The 19,538-nt window shown below is 40.2% G+C and carries 23 protein-coding genes; 17 read left to right on the forward strand and 6 right to left on the reverse strand.

Annotation, left to right across the window (positions count from 1 at the left end):
* The first annotated feature begins 31 nt into the window (after nt 1-31).
* Genes CH377_RS16230 through purQ form a run of 4 tightly spaced genes read left to right on the forward strand, consistent with a single transcriptional unit; the run spans nt 32 to nt 2,926 of the window.
* The gene (locus tag CH377_RS16230) at nt 32-1,180 is read left to right on the forward strand and encodes a PP2C family protein-serine/threonine phosphatase (RefSeq protein ID WP_100724800.1); all 1,149 of its coding nucleotides are present in this window, start codon (nt 32-34) and stop codon (nt 1,178-1,180) included.
* Complete coding sequence (locus tag CH377_RS16235; protein ID WP_100724801.1) at nt 1,177-2,046, forward strand: phosphoribosylaminoimidazolesuccinocarboxamide synthase; 870 nt, start codon at nt 1,177-1,179, stop codon at nt 2,044-2,046. Before CH377_RS16230 ends, CH377_RS16235 begins: the two co-directional genes overlap by 4 nt.
* Nucleotides 2,022-2,270, forward strand: coding sequence for a phosphoribosylformylglycinamidine synthase subunit PurS (gene purS / locus CH377_RS16240; RefSeq protein ID WP_100724802.1), 249 nt, complete (start codon nt 2,022-2,024; stop codon nt 2,268-2,270). The genes CH377_RS16235 and purS overlap by 25 nt, the downstream gene beginning before the upstream one ends.
* Nucleotides 2,267-2,926, forward strand: coding sequence for a phosphoribosylformylglycinamidine synthase subunit PurQ (gene purQ, locus CH377_RS16245; protein ID WP_100724803.1), 660 nt, complete (start codon nt 2,267-2,269; stop codon nt 2,924-2,926). Before purS ends, purQ begins: the two co-directional genes overlap by 4 nt.
* A gap of 23 nt (nt 2,927-2,949) precedes the next feature.
* Here purQ and CH377_RS16250 read toward each other — a convergent pair whose 3' ends face one another.
* A complete protein-coding gene (locus CH377_RS16250; RefSeq protein WP_100724804.1) occupies nt 2,950-3,915 on the reverse strand; it encodes a DUF2804 domain-containing protein in 966 nt (321 codons plus the stop codon).
* 223 nt (nt 3,916-4,138) lie between these two features.
* Between CH377_RS16250 and CH377_RS16255 the strand changes: the two genes are divergently transcribed.
* From CH377_RS16255 to CH377_RS16295, 9 genes are all read left to right on the forward strand, one after another.
* Entirely contained in the window at nt 4,139-5,383 is a 1,245-nt protein-coding gene (locus CH377_RS16255) for an EAL domain-containing protein (RefSeq protein ID WP_100724805.1), read from the forward strand.
* A gap of 78 nt (nt 5,384-5,461) precedes the next feature.
* Complete coding sequence (gene sufC / locus CH377_RS16260) at nt 5,462-6,223, forward strand: Fe-S cluster assembly ATPase SufC (protein WP_100724806.1); 762 nt, start codon at nt 5,462-5,464, stop codon at nt 6,221-6,223.
* Nucleotides 6,224-6,227: 4 nt separating this feature from the next.
* Complete coding sequence (locus tag CH377_RS16265) at nt 6,228-7,409, forward strand: SufB/SufD family protein (protein ID WP_100724807.1); 1,182 nt, start codon at nt 6,228-6,230, stop codon at nt 7,407-7,409.
* Nucleotides 7,409-7,723 carry a non-heme iron oxygenase ferredoxin subunit gene (locus tag CH377_RS16270; RefSeq protein WP_100724808.1) on the forward strand — a complete coding sequence of 105 codons (315 nt, stop codon included), beginning with the start codon at nt 7,409-7,411 and terminating at the stop codon, nt 7,721-7,723. Before CH377_RS16265 ends, CH377_RS16270 begins: the two co-directional genes overlap by 1 nt.
* Nucleotides 7,724-7,750: 27 nt before the next feature.
* A complete protein-coding gene (locus CH377_RS16275; protein ID WP_100724809.1) occupies nt 7,751-8,992 on the forward strand; it encodes a cysteine desulfurase in 1,242 nt (413 codons plus the stop codon).
* Nucleotides 8,976-9,401, forward strand: coding sequence for a Fe-S cluster assembly sulfur transfer protein SufU (sufU, locus tag CH377_RS16280; RefSeq protein WP_100724810.1), 426 nt, complete (start codon nt 8,976-8,978; stop codon nt 9,399-9,401). The genes CH377_RS16275 and sufU overlap by 17 nt, the downstream gene beginning before the upstream one ends.
* Nucleotides 9,402-9,483: 82 nt before the next feature.
* The gene (locus CH377_RS16285; protein ID WP_100724811.1) at nt 9,484-10,314 is read left to right on the forward strand and encodes an AraC family transcriptional regulator; all 831 of its coding nucleotides are present in this window, start codon (nt 9,484-9,486) and stop codon (nt 10,312-10,314) included.
* A 54-nt stretch (nt 10,315-10,368) separates the two neighbouring features.
* Complete coding sequence (gene chrA / locus CH377_RS16290) at nt 10,369-11,523, forward strand: chromate efflux transporter (protein WP_100724812.1); 1,155 nt, start codon at nt 10,369-10,371, stop codon at nt 11,521-11,523.
* A gap of 65 nt (nt 11,524-11,588) precedes the next feature.
* Nucleotides 11,589-11,921 (forward strand): metal-sulfur cluster assembly factor, encoded by a 333-nt coding sequence (locus CH377_RS16295; protein WP_100724813.1) that lies wholly within the window; start codon nt 11,589-11,591, stop codon nt 11,919-11,921.
* Here the strand turns inward: CH377_RS16295 and CH377_RS16300 are convergent.
* From CH377_RS16300 to CH377_RS16320, 5 genes are read right to left on the reverse strand one after another with little or no spacing between them, the layout of a single operon-like run.
* Entirely contained in the window at nt 11,918-12,589 is a 672-nt protein-coding gene (locus tag CH377_RS16300) for an ATP-binding cassette domain-containing protein (RefSeq protein WP_100724814.1), read from the reverse strand. The genes CH377_RS16295 and CH377_RS16300 overlap by 4 nt on opposite strands.
* Nucleotides 12,589-13,353: a molybdate ABC transporter substrate-binding protein gene (modA, locus tag CH377_RS16305; protein WP_100724815.1), complete on the reverse strand. Its 765-nt coding sequence runs from the start codon at nt 13,351-13,353 to the stop codon at nt 12,589-12,591. The genes CH377_RS16300 and modA overlap by 1 nt, the downstream gene beginning before the upstream one ends.
* 15 nt (nt 13,354-13,368) lie before the next feature.
* Nucleotides 13,369-14,049: a molybdate ABC transporter permease subunit gene (gene modB, locus CH377_RS16310; protein WP_100724816.1), complete on the reverse strand. Its 681-nt coding sequence runs from the start codon at nt 14,047-14,049 to the stop codon at nt 13,369-13,371.
* A gap of 9 nt (nt 14,050-14,058) precedes the next feature.
* Nucleotides 14,059-14,631, reverse strand: a complete 573-nt coding sequence (locus CH377_RS16315; RefSeq protein WP_100724817.1) for a hypothetical protein — start codon at nt 14,629-14,631, stop codon at nt 14,059-14,061.
* A complete protein-coding gene (locus CH377_RS16320) occupies nt 14,628-15,086 on the reverse strand; it encodes a RidA family protein (protein ID WP_100724818.1) in 459 nt (152 codons plus the stop codon). The genes CH377_RS16315 and CH377_RS16320 overlap by 4 nt, the downstream gene beginning before the upstream one ends.
* Before the next feature lie 137 nt (nt 15,087-15,223).
* Here CH377_RS16320 and CH377_RS16325 point away from each other — a divergent pair, with 137 nt between their 5' ends.
* The 4 genes from CH377_RS16325 to CH377_RS16340 are packed head-to-tail and all read left to right on the forward strand — an operon-like array spanning nt 15,224 to nt 19,485.
* Nucleotides 15,224-16,024, forward strand: coding sequence for a class I SAM-dependent methyltransferase (locus tag CH377_RS16325; protein ID WP_100724819.1), 801 nt, complete (start codon nt 15,224-15,226; stop codon nt 16,022-16,024).
* Complete coding sequence (locus tag CH377_RS16330; protein ID WP_100724820.1) at nt 16,021-17,691, forward strand: DEAD/DEAH box helicase; 1,671 nt, start codon at nt 16,021-16,023, stop codon at nt 17,689-17,691. Before CH377_RS16325 ends, CH377_RS16330 begins: the two co-directional genes overlap by 4 nt.
* Complete coding sequence (locus tag CH377_RS16335) at nt 17,658-18,749, forward strand: N-acetylmuramoyl-L-alanine amidase family protein (protein WP_100724821.1); 1,092 nt, start codon at nt 17,658-17,660, stop codon at nt 18,747-18,749. The genes CH377_RS16330 and CH377_RS16335 overlap by 34 nt, the downstream gene beginning before the upstream one ends.
* Nucleotides 18,730-19,485, forward strand: a complete 756-nt coding sequence (locus CH377_RS16340) for an LIC_10740 family protein (protein ID WP_100724822.1) — start codon at nt 18,730-18,732, stop codon at nt 19,483-19,485. Before CH377_RS16335 ends, CH377_RS16340 begins: the two co-directional genes overlap by 20 nt.
* Nucleotides 19,486-19,538: the final 53 nt, after the last annotated feature.

Raw genomic sequence — 19,538 nt, forward strand, 5'->3', positions numbered from 1 at the left:
AATACGAATTTTGTAATGATAAGGAAGGATCGTGGATAGAGAGAAGCAAGAGAGCCAATTGAATTATTCCGACTATTCTATCCTTGCGGTCGATGATTCGGATATAAATCTCAAACTTTTAGTTCATACTTTAAAACCTCTGGGCTTCCAGGTTTTAACTGCAATGAATACGGAAGAGGCACGCACACTTCTTGCGACCAATCAGGTGGATGTACTTCTTTTAGATGTGAGTATGCCTGGCCAGGATGGATTTTCCTTTTGTAAGGAGTTAAGAGAAATAGATAGATTCAACCTTCTTCCAATTCTATTCATCACAGCTTATAATAGAGAGTTGGGATTTGACGAGGCGATCACTCACGGTGGAGACGACTTTCTTCATAAACCTTTCCAACCTAAAGAATTAGTAGCAAAGATCAGAGCATTTATCCGGATCAAAAATCTTCAGGACGAACTTTTACACCAAAAGAAAAAGTACGAAAAAGAATTGGTGATGGCGAGAAGAGTTCAACAGGAACTTGTGCCTGAAAAACAATTGGAGTGGAATGGTTACAGCGTGAATTCAGTCTTCCATCCATTGATGCAGATCGGTGGAGATTTTATAGACGCATGGATAGAAGAGGATAAACTTCATGTGTTTATCGCGGATTGTTCCGGTCACGGACCTTCTGCTGCGCTTCTTTCCGCGATGGTGAAGATGCAGGTTTCCAATTTAGGAAGAAGTAATACTCTTGTTGAAAAAGTAAAAACTCTCCGCCAACAATTGGAGAAAATCTTACCGGAAGATTTTTCCATTACATTCTTTTATGGTATTCTAGATAAAAAAGGGAAATTTGAATATGCGAATGGAGGTCATCCTCCTCCGCTATTGTACAATAAAGGTAACGTCGAAGAATTGCCTGGTATGGGACCTTTAATCATTCCGATAGAACTTGGGACAGAGGACGAGTTTAGATCCGTAGTCTTGGAAAAAGGTGTTTCTCTATTACTTTACACAGATGGGGCCACTGAAATAACGGATGAGAACTATAATATTTTGGGCGAAGAAAGTCTGAAGAAGATCCTAAAAGAAGCCGTTGAATCCAAAGAAGATATACTGAATTTCTCACTGGAAAGAATATTGGCACATTCAGGAAACATGACCCACGACGATGATATCGCTCTCATGGTTATCCAAGGATGAGTGAACTCCCAAAACCTTCTTATATTGGCAAAGTCAGAGACGTATACGATTTAGGAAATTCCCTGATATTATCTTCCACCGATCGAGTCTCCGCATTCGATGTGGTTTTTCGTCAGATCGTTCCAGGCAAAGGAAAAGTTTTAAATAAGATCTCCGCAGAATGGTTCTCTTACTTTAAGGACATTCCGAATCATATCATAGAGACTGATGTTTCTAAATTCCCTTCTCCATTTAAAGATCACCCAGATTTAAAGGATCGTTCTGTTCTTGTCAAAAAATGCAAACGGATCGATTTCGAATGTGTGGTCCGCGGTTATCTTTCCGGTTCCGGTTGGAAAGAATACAAACAAGACGGCACTCTCGCTTTTAAAAAACTTCCTCCAGGTTTGAAAGAATCCGAAAAACTGCCAGAGCCGACCTTTACTCCTGCGATCAAAAACGATACAGGCCATGACGAGAATATCTCCGAAGAAAGAATGAAAAACGAGATCGGATCCGAACTCTTCTCTATTTTAAAGGAAAAATCGATTTCCCTCTATACCAGGGCCGCTGAACTGGTAGCTGGGGCTGGGATTTTGCTCTGTGATACCAAATTCGAATTTGGGATTTCGGAAGATAAGGTCATCTTGATCGACGAGATTTTGACTCCGGATTCTTCTCGGTACTGGGCTCAAGAATCCTATGTTATCGGGACCACTCCGCATAGCATGGACAAACAGATTTTAAGGAATTATCTGGAAAAATCCGGTTGGAACAAGGTTCCTCCAGCTCCGGATCTTCCTGAGAGTCTGATTGTGGAATTGCAAGCGGCATATAAGGAAATACAGGACCGACTATTAAAATGTTTATCGCAAGAATCAACGTAACTCTAAAAGAATCAGTTCTCGATCCTCAAGGGAACACTGTGAAATCCACTCTACAAGAACTGGGCGAAAAAGCTGTCCAAGATGTTCGAGTCGGGAAATACATCGAGGTCAAATTGGATTCTCCAGATCTCGAAACTGCAAAGAAGACAGTGGCTAATCTCTGCGAAAAACTTTTAGTAAATCATGTGATTGAAACTTATCGTTCGGAGATCATAACGGAATGAAAGCAGCGGTAGTCACTTTTCCAGGTTCTAATTGTGATAATGATATCGTAAGAGTTCTTTCAGAATTCTATTCCGCGAAAGTGGACAAGGTCTGGCATAAGGACCAATTCTCCGAAAAATATGATCTGGTCATTCTTCCGGGAGGATTTTCCTACGGAGATTATCTTAGATCTGGAGCGATGGCTCCTTTTTCCCCTGTAATGAAATCTGTAAAAGAACATACTGATCGTGGTGGAAAACTATTCGGAATCTGCAATGGATTCCAAATATTAGCGGAAGCAGGTTATCTTCCTGGCGCATTGATACGTAATAGAAACCTAAAGTATGTTTGTAGGACTATCGGTCTGAAAAAAGCTTCTAACTCAAATAAGATCAGCGGTAGTTTAGCTGATGATAAAATCTTAAGAGTTCCGGTTGCCCATGGAGACGGATGTTATTTCGCTTCGGCTGAGATCCGCAAACAATTAAAGGAAGAAGGTCGCATTCTATTCCTTTATGCGGGAGATAATCCGAACGGAAGTTTGGATGATATTGCTGGGATCTGTTCTCCTGATTTTAAAGTGGCGGGTATGATGCCTCACCCTGAAAGAGCGATGAATCCGATCACCGGAGAGATGGACGGTAAAACCGTTTTAGATCTTCTGATCGCTTCTTAACTTTGCGCCTTATCTTGGAAATCCTAAGTTCCCTGGATCTTCTCTAAAATCGCGATCCCGTCAGAGACCTTTTCTTTTTTGGATTTGGTCTTGATCCATCCTGAAACGGTATATAATGTTTTTATAAACTTTTCTGTTCCAAGGTTTTTGGGACGAGAGAAGCTTGCCTCTATCTCAGGTTCTAACTCCAATTCCAGTTTAGAATTTTGGTCTTGGACAATTTTACGTTTTCCACTTCCAGACCAGATTGTATTACCCAGATTATAAACTTCTCCGTTGGTCCAAACTAAGATCTCATCTTCCAAATAAAGATGAACTTTTTTCTTGGCGGAAATATTCAGGTAGATTCTATTTTCTAAAGGAAATGTTTCCGGTCCGTAACCTTTTCCTACGGTATAAGATAAGAGGCCATTTTCTAAAGAAACAGATAGATCATTCCAGGAAAGTTGACCTTCTACCCTTAAATCAGGAGAATGATTTTTAAAAATCCAATCTTTACCGGAAGGAGAAATTTGAGTGAACCAGTTGCCCTTATTCTTATCCCCAGTGTAAGCAAGCGCGTCTAATTGAAAATTCAGATTTTTTTCCCAGATGGCAGAATGTGTATAACCCTGACGGATATTATCATCCAATCTGAAATTGAATCTTTTATCCGATTTAGTAAAACTCCAATAACCGTTCTTAAAACTTCCTTGGTGTATAAAAGAAGAAGCTCCACTTTCTAAAAGAGATGTTTCTTGTAGATTCCCGGTCTCTCTATTCCAGAGAAGTAGATTTGCGCCCGATTTAAATTTGCTCGCATAGATTCTAAGCTCTAAAAAGATTTTTTCACTTAGTATATCCACAAGAACGGAATCAACTGATCTGAATTTTGAAAAAAGTCCCGCATTGTATTCTTTGGAATTATCGATCTGCACGGGACCGAAATATTTTCCAAACAAAGGTTCTAGTGTAGAAGGATGAAGGATGGAGCCTAAATGTTCTTTCATAGGATAATCATCTAATCGCGATTAGTCGTCTTTTTCTTTTCGATAAAAACCCTGCTGAGACGGGGCTTTGTAACAAAAGAAAACAAATAATTTGCCATAATGTAGGAAAAGACTAAGAAAAAAAGGGGAATTTTCCAAGCTTTCGTCTTCATTCCTAACGCAGTTTCAGGGAAATATGCTTGTGTGTATACTTCAACCGGATTCTAGTAGTGAAGGAATCTGCATGCTCGCCGAATACGAGTCTCAACAAATTCTATCTCTGGGAGAAGGTTATTATACCCCTCATTACCAGCCGATCTTAGACGTCGGTAATCGTAATATTATAGGTTACGAGGTTTTAGGGAGAGTATTTTCTCCCGAATCCAATCAGTACCATTCCTTAGGTTATCATTTTCATAATCCAGATACGGATACTGTCCGTTTAGTTCATATTGATCGTATTATTCGTGAAAAAGCGATCAAACATGTAAAGGAAACAGGTCTTAAGACTAAAATTTTCCTGAACATGATGCCAAACTTTCTCTCCATGGTATATACGGGAGAAGTGTTGGATATCAAACGTCTTCATATTCTTCATCTCATAGATAAGTATGATATTAACCCGAACGATCTAGTTTTAGAGATCACAGAAGATAAGTTCGAAGGGAATATTGAAAAACTTTTATATATAGTAAGCCTTTTCAGAGAAAGAGGGATCAAGATCGCTGTGGATGATCTTGGAGTCGGTTTTTCCAATTTGGAAAGGATCGGTTATATCCATCCGGATATTATGAAAGTGGACATAAAAATTATGAGAGAGAGTTTGAATAGACGCTCTTTCAAAAATGTACTCTCCGCAATTTCTGAAATGTCCCAAAGACTCGGTTCTCAACTTCTATTTGAAGGTGTGGAAAACGAAGAAGAATTATATCTTGCTTTATCCATGGGTGCAAACCTTCTTCAAGGTTTTTATTTCTCTCGTCCTGCTTTGGATTTTCAGGACAAAAAACGTTTTAATAAAACTCTTAAAACTTCTCTAGAAAAATTCTCCGGGCTCAGGTTCTTGGAGATTCTGGAAAATCTCAGAAAAGAACAATCCTTCTTGGATCAGTTCGTGGATTTATTCAAAGATCTGGAAACCTCATCCGAAGAAAAGATGACGGATGCATTGAATTCGATCTTAGACAAACTTCCTTTGGAAACCACTTCCGTTCTTGTCACCGATATGCACGGTTATCAGGTGACTCCTACTTTCAAAAGGGAAGCATACGATCTTCCTTGGACAAGATTATTGACCGAGGTAGGAAATAATTATGCTTGGAAACCTTTCTTCATCCGGCATAAGGCAGAAACCTATCATTCTAGCAGAGTTTCCGGGTTTACTGAACCTTTCCATGACATAGAAACCAAGCGTCAATATGTCTTATTCACCCTGAATCTGGGAGAGAATCACGTTCTCATTCTCCGCCTGGACTGGGAATCCTACTGAAGTCTCGGCTTCTAAACATCTTTCCTATTGATCTCCGCCTCAGGCATAAAAACATAGTCCTAGGCAGGGGTCCTATACGTGGCGGAACTACTCAAAATTTTAAATCTTCGCGCCGGAGTGGAGACCGAATCCGGTGAAGTTCAGGAAATCCTAAAAGGAGTCGACCTCACGATCAACGAGGGAGAAGTCCATGCCATCATGGGTCCAAACGGATCCGGAAAAAGTACCTTATCAAATGTCATCATGGGTCACCCCAAATATAAGGTGATCTCAGGGGATATACTTTTCAGGGGAGAATCCCTTCTTGAAAAACCGACTGACGAAAGAGCAAGGGCTGGCATCTTTCTTTGTTTCCAATATCCAACCAGCATCCCCGGCGTAACAATCGGAAATTTTTTACGTACCATCTTAAAATCAGTCCGAGGCAAGGACTTACCTGTAAAAGAATTCCGGAAAGAGCTAAAAGAAGCCACTGCTTTATTAGAAGTTCCTGATACTTGGATTGGAAGATACGTGAATGACGGTTTTTCCGGTGGAGAGAAAAAAAGGAATGAGATCCTGCAGATGACACTTCTCAAACCTAAACTTTCAGTTCTAGACGAAACTGATTCCGGTTTGGATATAGACGCACTTAGGATTATCAGTGAAGGTATCACTAAAAACAAATCCACGGAAAGATCCATTCTTCTAATCACACATTACCAAAGAATGTTGAATTACGTGACTCCTGATTTTGTTCACGTGTTTGCACAAGGTAAGATCCTTAAAACCGGCGGAAGAGAGCTTGCTCTTGAATTGGAAGAAAAAGGATACGATTGGATCCTAAACGGAGCGAACTAAAGGAATGCTTTTGGCGGAATCAATTTCGGAATATATAAAGGAGAAGAAGGAACCATCCATTCTTACCGAATTCCGTACAAACGCCGAAAAACTTCTGAACTCCGCAACATTTCCGGATTCTTCCTTAGAATCTTGGAGAAAGATCAGTCTTTCCAATTTTAAAATTTCAGAATATACAAAGGTTTGTCCTGATTCATCCGTAAACGTTTCCGGAAACGCAAAGTTTACTAAATTACAGGATCTTCCCCCTGAAAAACTTTCAGAGGTTCTGAAAAAAGTCGCGCCCGCAGTTTCATTTTATTCTAAAGAATGGTTTCCACTTTTTGTATTTTCCAGATTCACTCATGCGTATTATGTGCAACTAGGTTCGGATCTTTCTTCTTTCCCTGAGATCAAGGTTGAATGTAAGGATGGAAATATCATCCTTCCTCTTCTGATTGTGGATGCTTTTTCTGGAGCTAAATCTAATTTTCTGGAAAGATGGGAATCTCCTTCTCAGAAAGATTTGGTTCTTATGAGTGGAGTCACCATTCTTCTTACTCCCCCTAATGGAGATTTTCAATACTCTAGTTTAGAAAATTTGGGAGATTCAACTTTTCATTTTAGAGCTACTTATGGAGTCCAAGAAAAAGATTCCAAATTCCACGCGAGTCTTGCTTCTTGGGGTGGCTATAAGGGTAAATCATTCTATGATACGAATGTTGTAGGAAAGGGATGCTGGACACGTTATGTGGGTCTTTCTCCTTTAAAGGCGAGGGAATTCCAAGATACTGAAGTCCGAATTCTTCATTCTGAAAGTCATGCGCAAAGTTCTATTTTGTATCGTACGGTTGTAAGAGAGAAGGCCCATCATGTTTTTACAGGCAATCTTCATATACCTTCACATTGCAAAGATGTTGGTGCGATCCAGATCAATAATAACCTTCTATTAGATAGAACCGCAAGAGCGGAATCCATTCCTAAGTTAGAAGTATTTGCTGACAGTGTTAAATGTGAACACGGGGCGACTGTCGGAGAAATAGACGAAGAGCAATTATTCTATTTAGCTTCCAGAGGTATCTCCGAAGAAGAAGCACGCAAAATGATCGTAGAAGGGTTTTTGAACGAAGTAGTCCGAGAATTTCCTTCCGAAACTGTTCGCGAAGAATTATCCTCTATGATAGAATCTAGGATGTTGGGCGAGTAATGGGTGAGTTTCAGAAGCTAGCTAAACTTTCCGATCTAAAAGAAGGTGAGATATTCGTCGCAGAAACCCGTTACCATAGGGTAGGGTTGACTAGACTGGGGGACGAAGTTTGCGCATTCGCAGATCTTTGCACCCACGATGGTGAGGATATTTCTACGGGAGATTTGGAAGGTGACGTAATCGTTTGTCCAAGACATTCTGCAAAGTTTAATATCCGTACCGGAAAGGTACTTTGTATGCCTGCAGTGGAAGATTTGCCAGTCTATAAGACTAGAATCGTGGGTGACGAAGTCGAAGTAGAGTTGGAGGATTGACATGGGGAACCGAGGGGAGCAAAAGTTTTGAGTTTCGATCTCGAAAAGATACGCAAAGATTTTCCGATTCTATCTACACAGATGAACGGTAAGCCCTTGGTGTTTCTGGACAGTGCTGCTAGTTCTCAAAAGCCAAAGTCTGTTATAGATACTATCCGTAAATATTATGAAGCGGAGAATGCAAACATTCACCGTGGAGTTTATTACCTTTCCCAAAAGGCCACTGAAAAATATGAGATGGCTCGTATCAAAACTTCCAGATTTATTGGAGCTGCCTGCGCAAAGGTAGTCATATTTACCCGCAATACTACCGAATCCATTAACCTAGTCGCTCAATCTTGGGGACGCACCAATATTCATGAAGGTGATGAGATCGTACTCACTGAATTAGAGCACCATTCTAATTTGGTTCCTTGGCAGATGTTGGCCCAGGAAAAACAAGCAGTCTTAAAGTTTATACCTCTTAACCAAGATTCCACTTTGGATCTTAGTAACTTGGACGAGATCATTACTGAAAGAGTAAAGTTAGTCGCTCTTGCTCAGATGTCTAATGTAACAGGCACGATTCACGATCTTTCTGCTATCATTCGTAGAGCAAGAGAAGTAGGTGCAAAGGTATTGATAGATGGAGCCCAAGGTATTTGCCATCTTCCAACAAACGTTCAAAAAGAAGATTTTGATTTTTATGCATTCTCTGCGCATAAAATGCTCGGGCCAACTGGCGTAGGAATTCTCTACGCTAAGGAAGAGATCTTAGACACGATGCCTCCTTGGATGGGAGGAGGGGATATGATCTCCAAGGTTTGGAAGGATAAATCCACTTACGCGGATCTTCCTGCAAGATTAGAAGCAGGAACTCCTAATATTTCCGGAGTGATCGGATTTGGAGCTGCTCTAGAATATCTTGAATCTGTTGGGATGCAGGAGATCAGAAATCATGAGTTGGAACTCCTACAATATGCTTTGGATCGATTAGAAGATTTCGGCGGTTTGGAACTGTATGGAACAGACGATCTAAACAAAAGGGGGGGAGTGGTCTCTTTTAATTTTCCCGGAGTACATCCTCACGATGTAGGTTCCATTCTGGATGAAGAAGGGATCGCAATCCGTGTGGGACACCATTGTGCCCAACCGTTTATGGACTTCAAAGGAATCGCAGGCACCTGTCGTGCTTCTTTCTATCTTTATAATACCAAAGAAGACGTAGATTCTCTTTTGGTAGGTCTAAAGAAAGTGAAGGAGATTTTCGGCCGTGTCCTTAAGCGATAGTCTTTACCAAGAAGTACTACTCGATCATTACCAAAATCCAAGACATCATGGAAAGATGGAACATTCCGATCTTCACCAAGAAGGAGTGAACCCTCTCTGTGGTGACGAAGTAGAATTATTCCTTAAACTGAATGCTGATATTATCTCAGAGATCAGTTTTGTGGGGAAGGGTTGTTCTATTTCCCAAGCCTCCGCTTCTATGCTCACAGATTGTCTTTACGGTAAAACAATCTCGGAAGCAAAATTACTGATCCAAGAATTTAAAGGAATGCTTTTAGAAGATAAGATCTCGAATTTTTCGGAAGAATATGAAGATCTAGAATCTATGGAAGCTGTGAAGAAGATCCCGGCGCGTATTAAATGTGCGACTCTTGCCTGGAATACTTTGGAAAAGGCAATAGGGAAATAGAAATTTTTCTCAGATCGCAAGAACTATCAAGCACGAGTAAAAAATAAAGTTTAGGATACTGGAAACAATACCAAGGACTGCAATGGATTTCGTTCAAAAGGCTCTCTGGTTTATAGAAGGTCATTCTAAAGAGAATATTTCTCTCGAAGATGTGGCAAAGAATGCAGGGGTTTCTCCCTTTCATCTAACACGAACCTTCTCTCTGACTATGGGAGTTTCTTTGATGAGATATCTAAGAGGACGACGTTTGAGCGAGGCTGCAAAGATATTGGTGGAAAAAGGATCCAATATTTTAGATCTCGCTTTGGATATTGGTTACGGATCTCACGAAGCATTTACAAGAGCTTTTAGGGATCAGTTTTCGATCACTCCAGAACAACTCAAGTCCCAGGGCCATCTTGGTAATGTGAACTTAGTGGAGGCTATCACCTTGAACGCAGAACCAATTCCTAAAATCGATCCACCCAGATTCGAAACTATTCCACCTAGACTTTTTGCAGGTACTGTACAACATTACGATTGCCAAATGCCTGCTGGGATCCCGAATCAATGGCAAAGTTTCGGAGCATATCTCGGAAATATTCCTTCTCAAGTTGGGGATGCTGCTTACGGAGTTTGTTATAATTTCGATGCAGAAGGAAACTTCGACTATATGTGCGGTGTAGAAGTTTCAAATTCTTCCGGATTACCTAAAGAGTTTCAGGTATTAAAGATCCCTACTCAAAAGTATGCGGTGTTTACTCATAAGGGTCATATCGCTGGTATCAGAGCAACATTTGCTGCAGCAGGCAAATGGTTTCCTGATTCTGGGGTGAAACCTTTCGAAGGTGCAAATTTAGAAAGATATGGTAAAGAATTCAACCCGGTCACTGGAATGGGAGGATTAGAAATTTGGATACCAGTAGAGGATTAAATTCTCTGAAAGGCCTTGCGGCTCGAGCACGCAGGGCCTAAATAGTGTTTTTGGATGAAAGAAGTCTTCTTTACTTTTTTAAAACTTGGTCTGATCTCTTTCGGCGGGCCCACCGCGCATTTAGCATATTTCTATCAAGAATTCGTAATTAAAAAGAAATGGATCTCCGAAGAAGTTTATAAAGAATTATTGGCGGTTTGCCAATTTCTTCCCGGTCCTGCAAGTAGCCAATTGGGCATCTGTATTGGGGCACTTCGTTCCGGTTGGAAGGCGGGATGCATTGCTTGGTTAGGATTTACACTTCCTTCTATCCTATTGATGGTCGGTTTTGGAATTTTATTAAAATCGAATATAGTTCCGGATCTGAAATGGTTTCATGGTTTAAAATTGGTCGCCGCTGCTGTTGTAGCTCACGCAATTTTGAACATGTGGAAAAATTCCAAAGACCATCCGTATAAGATCTATATAGTCATTGGCTCCGCATTGATTGCCTTAGTCTTTGCTGGCGCGTTTACTCAACTGATCGTAATTTTAGTTGGAGCAGGGATTGGCTTTTTTCTATTTAAAGAAGAAACCGATCTTCCTTATGTTTCAGTTTCCTTCTCCGTTCCGAAAAAGATCGCATTATGGTCTTTAGGTTTCTTCTTCCTTCTTCTCTTCTTATTGCCCTTACTGAAATCATTCTCTGGGTTATTGTCTTTTGCGATCTCCGATTCATTTTATAGATCAGGTGCTTTAGTTTTTGGAGGAGGGCATGTGGTCCTTCCGCTATTGGAAAACGAAGTAGTAAGACAAGGTTGGATCGGAAAAGAGGAATTTTTAGCAGGGTATGGGGTCGCTCAAGCAATGCCTGGTCCATTGTTTACATTTGCTTCTTACCTAGGTTATATGATCTCAGGTTATAGCGGGGTTATTCTTTCGACCGCTTTCGTATTTCTTCCTTCTTTTCTTTTGGTGTTTGGATTTTTTCCACTTTGGGAGAAAATAAGAAATTATCCGAAGATGAGGACCGTGATAGATGCGATCCAATTTTCCGCATTGGGAATTTTATTATCCGCATTTTGTATTCCTGTATTCACTTCCGCCGTTTATTCCGCTTACGATCTTTTTATATTCTGCTCATTATTCTTTTTGATGGTTTTTCTAAAAGTCCCGAACTGGTTGATCTTGATCATTGGTTTGATCGCCCCATTCTTAAACCCGTTCTGAAGGAAAATAAAAGAGTCCTTAAAATTCTTTACACAGAGTCGCTGCTCAGATAGACTAATTGTTAGATGCAATTATTAGAACAACCAACTCAAGAGATCGAAAAAAGGGTCTATGCCGAGATTCATAGGGTAGAAGATCCGGAAATAGGTATCTCCGTGGCGGAGTTAGGTTTGATCTATAAGATCCAGGTAGAAGGTGATAAAGCCAGGATAGAAATGACTTATACTTCTATGGCTTGCCCAGCCGGCCCTCAAATGAAAAAAGATATCGAAGACAACGCCCTTAGGGTAGAAGGTATCAACTCAGTAGATGTCGAAGTAGTTTGGACTCCTAAATGGGATCCGAGAGCAATGGCTTCGGAAGAGGCTAAAATGGACCTTGGGATTTTCGATTATTAAGAACGGTTATTAATTATCTTGCCGCCTTCCATATAAAGAGCGCTAGTTCCGAAATACTCCAGATCCTTAGGGTCGTGCGAGATCAATAGAATTGGCATACTGATCTTATACCTTAAACTTTTTAATTCTTCTCTCATCTTCTGTCTTAGATCCGTATGAAGTGCAGCAAATGGTTCATCTAAAAGTAAAATTTTAGGATCTCTTGCAAGTGCTCTTGCGATCGCTACTCTTTGTTTTTGCCCGCCTGAAAGATGTTTAGGATAACTTTCAGAAGTCTCTTCTATCTCGAATAAATTCATCAGATAAGAAACTGTTTCTTTATCTTTTTGTTTCGTGGCTCGAAAAAATTTGTTTAATCCGAACTCTATGTTCTTTCTAACAGTGAGATGAGGAAACAGCCCGTAACTTTGCGGAACATAGCCTAGATTTCTTTTCTGAGGCGGGATATATTTTTTGGAAGAAGAATCAAAATAGACCGTGTTTGCAAAAGATATACATCCGGAATCCGGTTTCAAAAGACCAGCTAATGCGCGTAATGTGAGGCTTTTTCCCGCCCCGGAAGGGCCGTACAATACCTGAAATTCTCCTGAAAATTCGAACTGAACATCCAATTCGAATTTTCGATTTCCATCGGAGAGTCTTTTTCGGATATCTACGGTTAAAGACATTAAGGAAGTATAAATTTATATTTTAGAAATGTTTCTTTCGATTCCGGAGATTTTTTTAAGAATTCCAAGAAGGATTTTGCTTCTTCTGAATTTTTGGTCCCGGTTACTAAAATTCCTGGATATAAGATCGGTCTGTGTCCACTTAATGTGAGTGCGACCTTAACTTTGGACTCTGCGATTGCCGCGTCTGTGATGTATACAAATCCAGCTTCTACTTCTTCTCTTCCAACGTAATCTAAAACTTGTCTTACATTTTCAGCTGGAATGAATTTATCTTTCAGAGTAATATTTAAGTTATTTTTGGTAAGAACTTCTTCTGCGTATTTTCCCGCTGGAACTGAGCTTGGATTTCCGATTGCGATCTTTTTAATCTCAGGCAATTGTAGGTCTTCTAATTTTTTGATCTTGAGTTCGCTTGTTTTAGGCTGAATTAGAACTAAAGTATTTTTAAGTAGAATAACTTTTGTAGAAGATTCTAAAACTTCTGCTTTGATCCCTTTATCTACGATATCCTGATCCGCCGAGATAAAAACATCTACTGGAGCACCTTTTTCTATTTGTTGGAATAAACTTCCGGAAGATCCGAAATTAAATACCGGTTTGATCCCTGTTTTTTGTTTGAATGTGGTTCCAAGTTCTTTCAAAACATCGGTTAAGCTGGATGCTGCCGAAATCGTGATCTCCTTTTCCTTTTCTTGCGTATAAGAAGGAGATTGGATGAGTAGAAGTAGAACAGGGAGTAATAAATATAATCTTTTGATCATTCGTTTAATAATTCCTTACCAATGAGATTTTTTAAGTAAGATCCCGGAAACTGTCAATACCAATACACAAGTAATAGATGCTACGAATACTAAAACCAAGGAGAACTCATCTTTTCCGGATTGTACTGAATCATAAATTGCAAGCGCGATAGTTTGTGTTTTTTCGGGAATATTTCCTGCGATCATTAATGTGGCTCCGAATTCTCCCATTCCTCTTGCGTAAGCCATCATGGAACCTGCTAAAATTCCTCTCCAGGAAAGTGGAAGTATCACGGTTAAAAAAGTTTCCCATTTCGATTTTCCTAATGTGAGAGCGATCTCTTCGTATTCAGGATCTAAATCTTCAAAGGTAGCTTTTGCGGATCTATACACTAAGGGAAAGGAAACGATTGTAGAAGCCAAAACTGCTCCATGCAAATTAAACAATATGGAATATTCGAATTGTTCAGCAAGAAAATGTCCGATCACTCCTTTTTTACCGAAGACTACCAATAGATAATACCCGAGCACAGTGGGAGGAAGAACCATCGGAAGAGTTAGAATTGCATCTGCAAATGCCCTTCCGAAAAATCTAAGTTTGGACATCCAATACGCGAAAAATATCCCGAGTAAAGCGGCGAAGAATGTGGAGAAAAATGTTACCTTTAGTGTTAGGAATAAAGGATATCTGATGGAGTCCCAATCGAAAGTATCCATCAGATTAACTTAAAGTTTAGAATTCCATAATGTTAGAGAAGAAGCTGTTGTGAATGCCCAAAAAGAACAGAATGCATAAAAGTTAAAATTATAATAATAATCTTGGTCTCTAATAAAACTTACGAAGAATACATCCGGTAATACGATCCCTAAAAGTAATAGTATCCCTGAAAATCCTTGGAATATAACGATTACTTTGCCCACCCACTCACTTCTCCAGAAACCGCCAAAGAAAAATGTTAAAAAGCAAGGAATGATGAAAAATATATTTGCTGCGGTTCTTACATTCACTTCTTCTAAACCGCTGCGATTAGGTTCTATTCCAAAAAAGCTGCCCAGTTTGGAAATCAGATCCTGCCCCGATTCTACACCTAAATTGATGGAGTAGTTGATCCAACTTCCTAAGCTGAAGAATAATTGTAACAATGCCAAGACGAAGATTAACTTTTCCCTTCCACTTTTTTCCGAATAGAAGTCTATAAATCTTCCTAAAAGTTGGGAAAGAAATCTTTTCCATCCGTTTAAAACTACGGATGTGGCAGGCAAGGCGAGACTTAGATCTCTAAGAAGGTTTTTGATCATCCTAAAGAAACCGTCATTTCTACTTCTACCGGAGCACCTAATGGAAGAGCGGAATTTCCCACCGCGAAGCGCGCATGACGTCCTGCTTCTCCAAAAATACTTAAGAGTAGATTAGATGCATGATTTGCGACTAAATGTTGCTCTATAAAGTCAGGACTGGAAGCCACGAATACCCCGATTTTCACGATACTCTTTATTTTATCTAAATCCCCGATTACTCCTGCGATCGCTGCAAGCCCGTTCAGCGCAGCTTGTTCTGTGGCAGCTTTTACATCATCTATAGAAAGTCCGGCACCAAGGGTTCCAGTAAGCATAAGTTTGCCGTCTTTCAAAGGTAATTGGCCGGAAGTGAATACCAGATTTCCTGTTTGTATGGCAGGTATATAAGCTGCAATCGCCTTAGGTGTAGGTGGGAGTTCCAACCCAAGGGATTTGATTTTTTCGAGTATGCTCATTCTATGAGGGCTTCCTTTTCCCGTTTCTCTTCTATTCCTGGATGGTTTCTCGTTTTTTCAAGCACGTATTTCGTTCCAGGCCCGGGGATTTTCCTTTACGTATGGAAGACTTTATGACAAGCTTCATGTAGGCAAGCATGTCCTCAATACTCGAATTGGAACCTCATCCAGAATATCCGGAAACCTATATGGTATGCCGTCGCACGGGGGTCCATTTCTATAAATTGGCAAAGGAAAGGGATTACGAAGATTCCTACTTTCAGGAAGAATACAAGAATCAGTACAAAAAGACCTACTACGAGGACGAACCTCAGCTTAGAAATTTAGCCAAGGCACGTTTAGAAATGATGAGCGCATTCCAAGATCCGAAAGATAAAACTCTTTTCGAAATAGGATCTGCTGCTGGCTACTTCTTGTCCGAAGCGGAGAAGAAGGGATACAAAGTTAAAGGTCTGGAACTTTCTTCCACAGAAGCGGAATACTCCAAAAACAAATTAGGTTTGGATGTTATCTCCGGTTCGTTCTTGGATGATTCCATTTTTCCCAAAGAAACTTTCGATGCAGTCTGTGCGTTTTTTGTAATAGAACATTTTCCGAATGCGGAACTTGTTTTAGAGAGGATTAATAAATTGTTAAAGCCGGGTGGGCTCTTATTCTTAGGTCTTCCTTCATTGAATGGACCTTCTTTTCAAACTAATCCTACAGAATGGTTTCGTACTCATCCGTCGGACCATTTTTGGGATTACTCACCCGATTCTCTTAAAAAAATGTTGAAAATGTACGGTCTCGTCACGGTATATAGGAAACCAATGTCATACCACCCTAGTAGAGATAAGGGATGGAAAGGCAAATACCTGACACATCGGCTCTTTGTTCGTTACGCAAACCTCTCCTGCTACGCCGACACATTCCACTCAATCGCGATTAAAAAAATATGAAATTCGAAGAATTAAATCTAGAGCCTAACCTGCAAAAAGCAATCCAAGAAGCAGGATTTACTGAGCTCACTCCTATACAAGAAAAAGCAATCCCTCCCGGAATGGAAGGAAGGGATGTTACCGGTTTAGCGCAAACAGGAACCGGAAAGACAGTGGCATTCTTGGTGCCTACAATTCACTCCATCTTGACAAGAGGAATACAAGGAGTCAGTACTTTGATCCTTGCTCCCACTAGAGAGTTGGTGATCCAAATTTCGGAAGAAGCCGAAAAGTTACTGAAACATACGGACTATAGAGTTGTGCCGATCATAGGCGGAACTGATTATAAAGTCCAGAACAGAGATCTGAACGGACTCAATGGTCTTATCGTTGCAACTCCAGGAAGATTGATCGACCTAGCAAGAAGTGGAAGCGCCGATCTGGAAAAGGTCGAGTTTTTCATTCTGGATGAAGCGGATCGTATGCTGGACATGGGTTTCATCTACGATATACGTTGGCTTCTTCATAAATGTAAGAATAGAAAGCAGACCTTACTTTTTTCTGCAACTCTATCCGTCGAAGTTATGCGTCTCGCGTATCGTTTTATGAACGAGCCAGTCGAGATCCAAATCAATCCTGATAAACTGATCACGGAAAGAATAGATCAGAAACTGGTTCATTTGGGAAGAGAGGAGAAGTTACCTTATATGGTGAACTCCATTCTCGCAGAAGAACTGGAAGGACAAGGAATCATATTCACAAATTTTAAAGCGAATATTCCTAAAATTGTCCATTCTCTTAGAAAGTTCGGAATTCCTATCACTGGGATTTCTTCGGACTTAGACCAGAAAAAAAGACTTAGACTGATGAGGGATTTTAAATCCGGAAAGTTCAAGTTTATGGTAGCAACCGATGTTGCAAGCCGTGGTATCGACGTTGAAAATATCGAAGTAGTTTTCAATTTTGATCTTCCCCAGGATACTGAGAATTATGTGCATAGGATCGGAAGAACTGCAAGAGCAGGAAGAGTTGGTAAATCCATCAGCTTCTGCTCTGAATCAGATTATGTTGAATTGGAGAAGATAGAAAAATATCTGAAACAAAAGATAGATGTTCTGCCTGTTCACGAAGAAGCGCTCACATTCCCTGGCGGTGAGTTCCAAGTTTTCCTAGGTGGAGACGCATTTGATAATGCTCCTGTCGAAAGAAGCGGAAACAGAAATCAAGGCAGAGGCGACAGAGGTCCTAAAAAACAAAGAGGAGATTTCCAACGTAACAGCAACGGAAATCAAAGAGGCGAGAAAAACTGGAATAGAGAATCTGGAGATCGTAAGAAAGATTTCAACAGAGATTCCGGACCCAGAAAGCAGAACGGCGGACATAAAAAAAGACCGGAAGCTGCGATCCAAGAAGCCCAAGAATTTTTACAAAAAGCGGACAGCGTATTCGGTTCCAATGGTGCTCGTAAAGATAGAAACCAGAAAAATCAGAACCAGAAGAAAGGAAAACAACGTTCCGATTTTCAAAAACAACATTCTCCGAATCACCAAAATCACGAGAATAAAAAACAAAAGTCGAATTACGATAAGAGCAAACGTAACTTATTCGATATAAACGATTCTAAAAGATCTGCAGATAAGAAGAAGGGATCAATTTGGACAAGGATCAAATCCTTCTTTGGGGGTTAGGATTCTTTCTACTTTTTAACGCACCTGTTTTTGCCGAGTCCAGGATACAAACCATCGGCAAGAACGGATACGTTTCCTTCGAAGAGATCCATAAAAAGATCCCGGGACTACAATCCAAATTCGAGTCTGCTACATTAGTAGGCTCTATCTCTCATACCTCCGGTGAGATCCGTTTCAGGATCGGTGCTTCTTTTTATGCAATCAATGGTAGTTTAGAAAAAACGAATTTACCGGTTGTTTATAAAGATAAGGACTTCTTACTTCCTCCCGATTTGGTAGAAGCGATCTTTGTACGTTTATTACCCGGAGATGTAAGTTACGAATTTAAAGAAGACGAACTTGTATTCGATCTACTGCCTAAAGCGGAAAGATTAAAACTGTCTGCGATCATAGTGGATGCGGGACATGGAGGAAAAGATCCCGGGACTTCTTCGGATAAAGGGATGCAAGAGAAACTAGTCTCTCTACAGGTAGCCCGCTTCCTAAAAAAATTCCTAAATAAGGTTTATCCCGAAGTTAGGGTAATCCTGACCAGATCCAATGATTCCTTTATAGAATTGGAGAGAAGGTCAGAGATCGCGAATAAAGAGATGCAAAAGGGCGGATCAGTTTTATTCGTAAGTTTACATTGTAATGCTTCTATTTCTTCAGATGTGAATGGATTCGAAGTGTATTATTTATCTCAGACTCCCAGCACAGAAACAGCAAGAGAAGTCTCATTATTCGAAAATGGGATTTCAGGCAAAAAAGGTGGGACTTCCTACGGGAAGATCCAGGCCGGAATGATGTCCTCTATGATCCAAAGAAGAAGCCGTCTTCTCGCCAGAAGTGTCGAATCCGAGATGAAAAAAAACCTTGGTCCAAAGATATTGTCTAGAGGAGTGAAGAAAGCGGACTTTTCCGTGCTAAGGGGAAGTTTGATGCCTGCCATTCTGGTCGAAATGGGTTACCTCACCCATAATAAAGAATCAGAGGTATTGGCTGATAAAACTCATCAAGTGAAATTGGCTAAAAGTATATTAGAAGGTGTGAGAGCGTATGAACTTGCAAAAGATTAAGGAAATTTGGAATCGCTTCCTCACTCATTTGGATACCTTCTATACTTGGGTTTTCGAATTGGCGACCAGAGCTGCCGATTCTAAAGAATCCAAAAGGATATTATTCTTAACTTATTCCTGGATCATCGTATTATTATTCCTGACCGGTTTCATTCTCGCAGGGAAAAATCCATTAAAGTTACTCGTTCCATTCACATTATACGATCTGCCTAATTTGGATCCTAGAAAAGAAATCGTAATATACGGTTCAGATGGAGAAGGTCAGGTATTCCCAGTAAAAAGAAAGGTACTCTTAACTGGTGAGGATTTCAGACATGATGTTTTGACATTAGTGGGAGAAGCTGGAGAATCCAGTTATTTCGATCCTACTGTTCCGAATGCTTCAGCACAATATAGAAATCTGAAAAAACTTCCGAACTTGCAAGATTCCGTAATCTCTATCTGGAAAAGAGGAGATGTATTGATCTTGGATTTGAGAAAGTCCACATTAGAAAACTTACTTTCAGACATGAAGTTCCGTATTGATTACACTTACGCAAGCCAAATGACGGAAGAACAAAAGTCTGCAGAGATAGAACGTAAAAAATTAGGCTTATTGTCTTCTGCATTCTTAGCGACTGAAAAAACCTTATTTGAGAATTATCCTGATCTAAATCGGATCGAATATAAGTTAGGCGGAGAAGTGGGAGATCTGCCCGGTTTAAGCTATTTGCTCTCTTCTATCCATACTAGATAACCCTAAGATTCCTCAGCTATTTCCGGGGTTTTCTCTCTAAATTAACTGGACGA

This window comes from Leptospira haakeii, assembly GCF_002812045.1.
Lineage (GTDB): Bacteria > Spirochaetota > Leptospiria > Leptospirales > Leptospiraceae > Leptospira_B > Leptospira_B haakeii.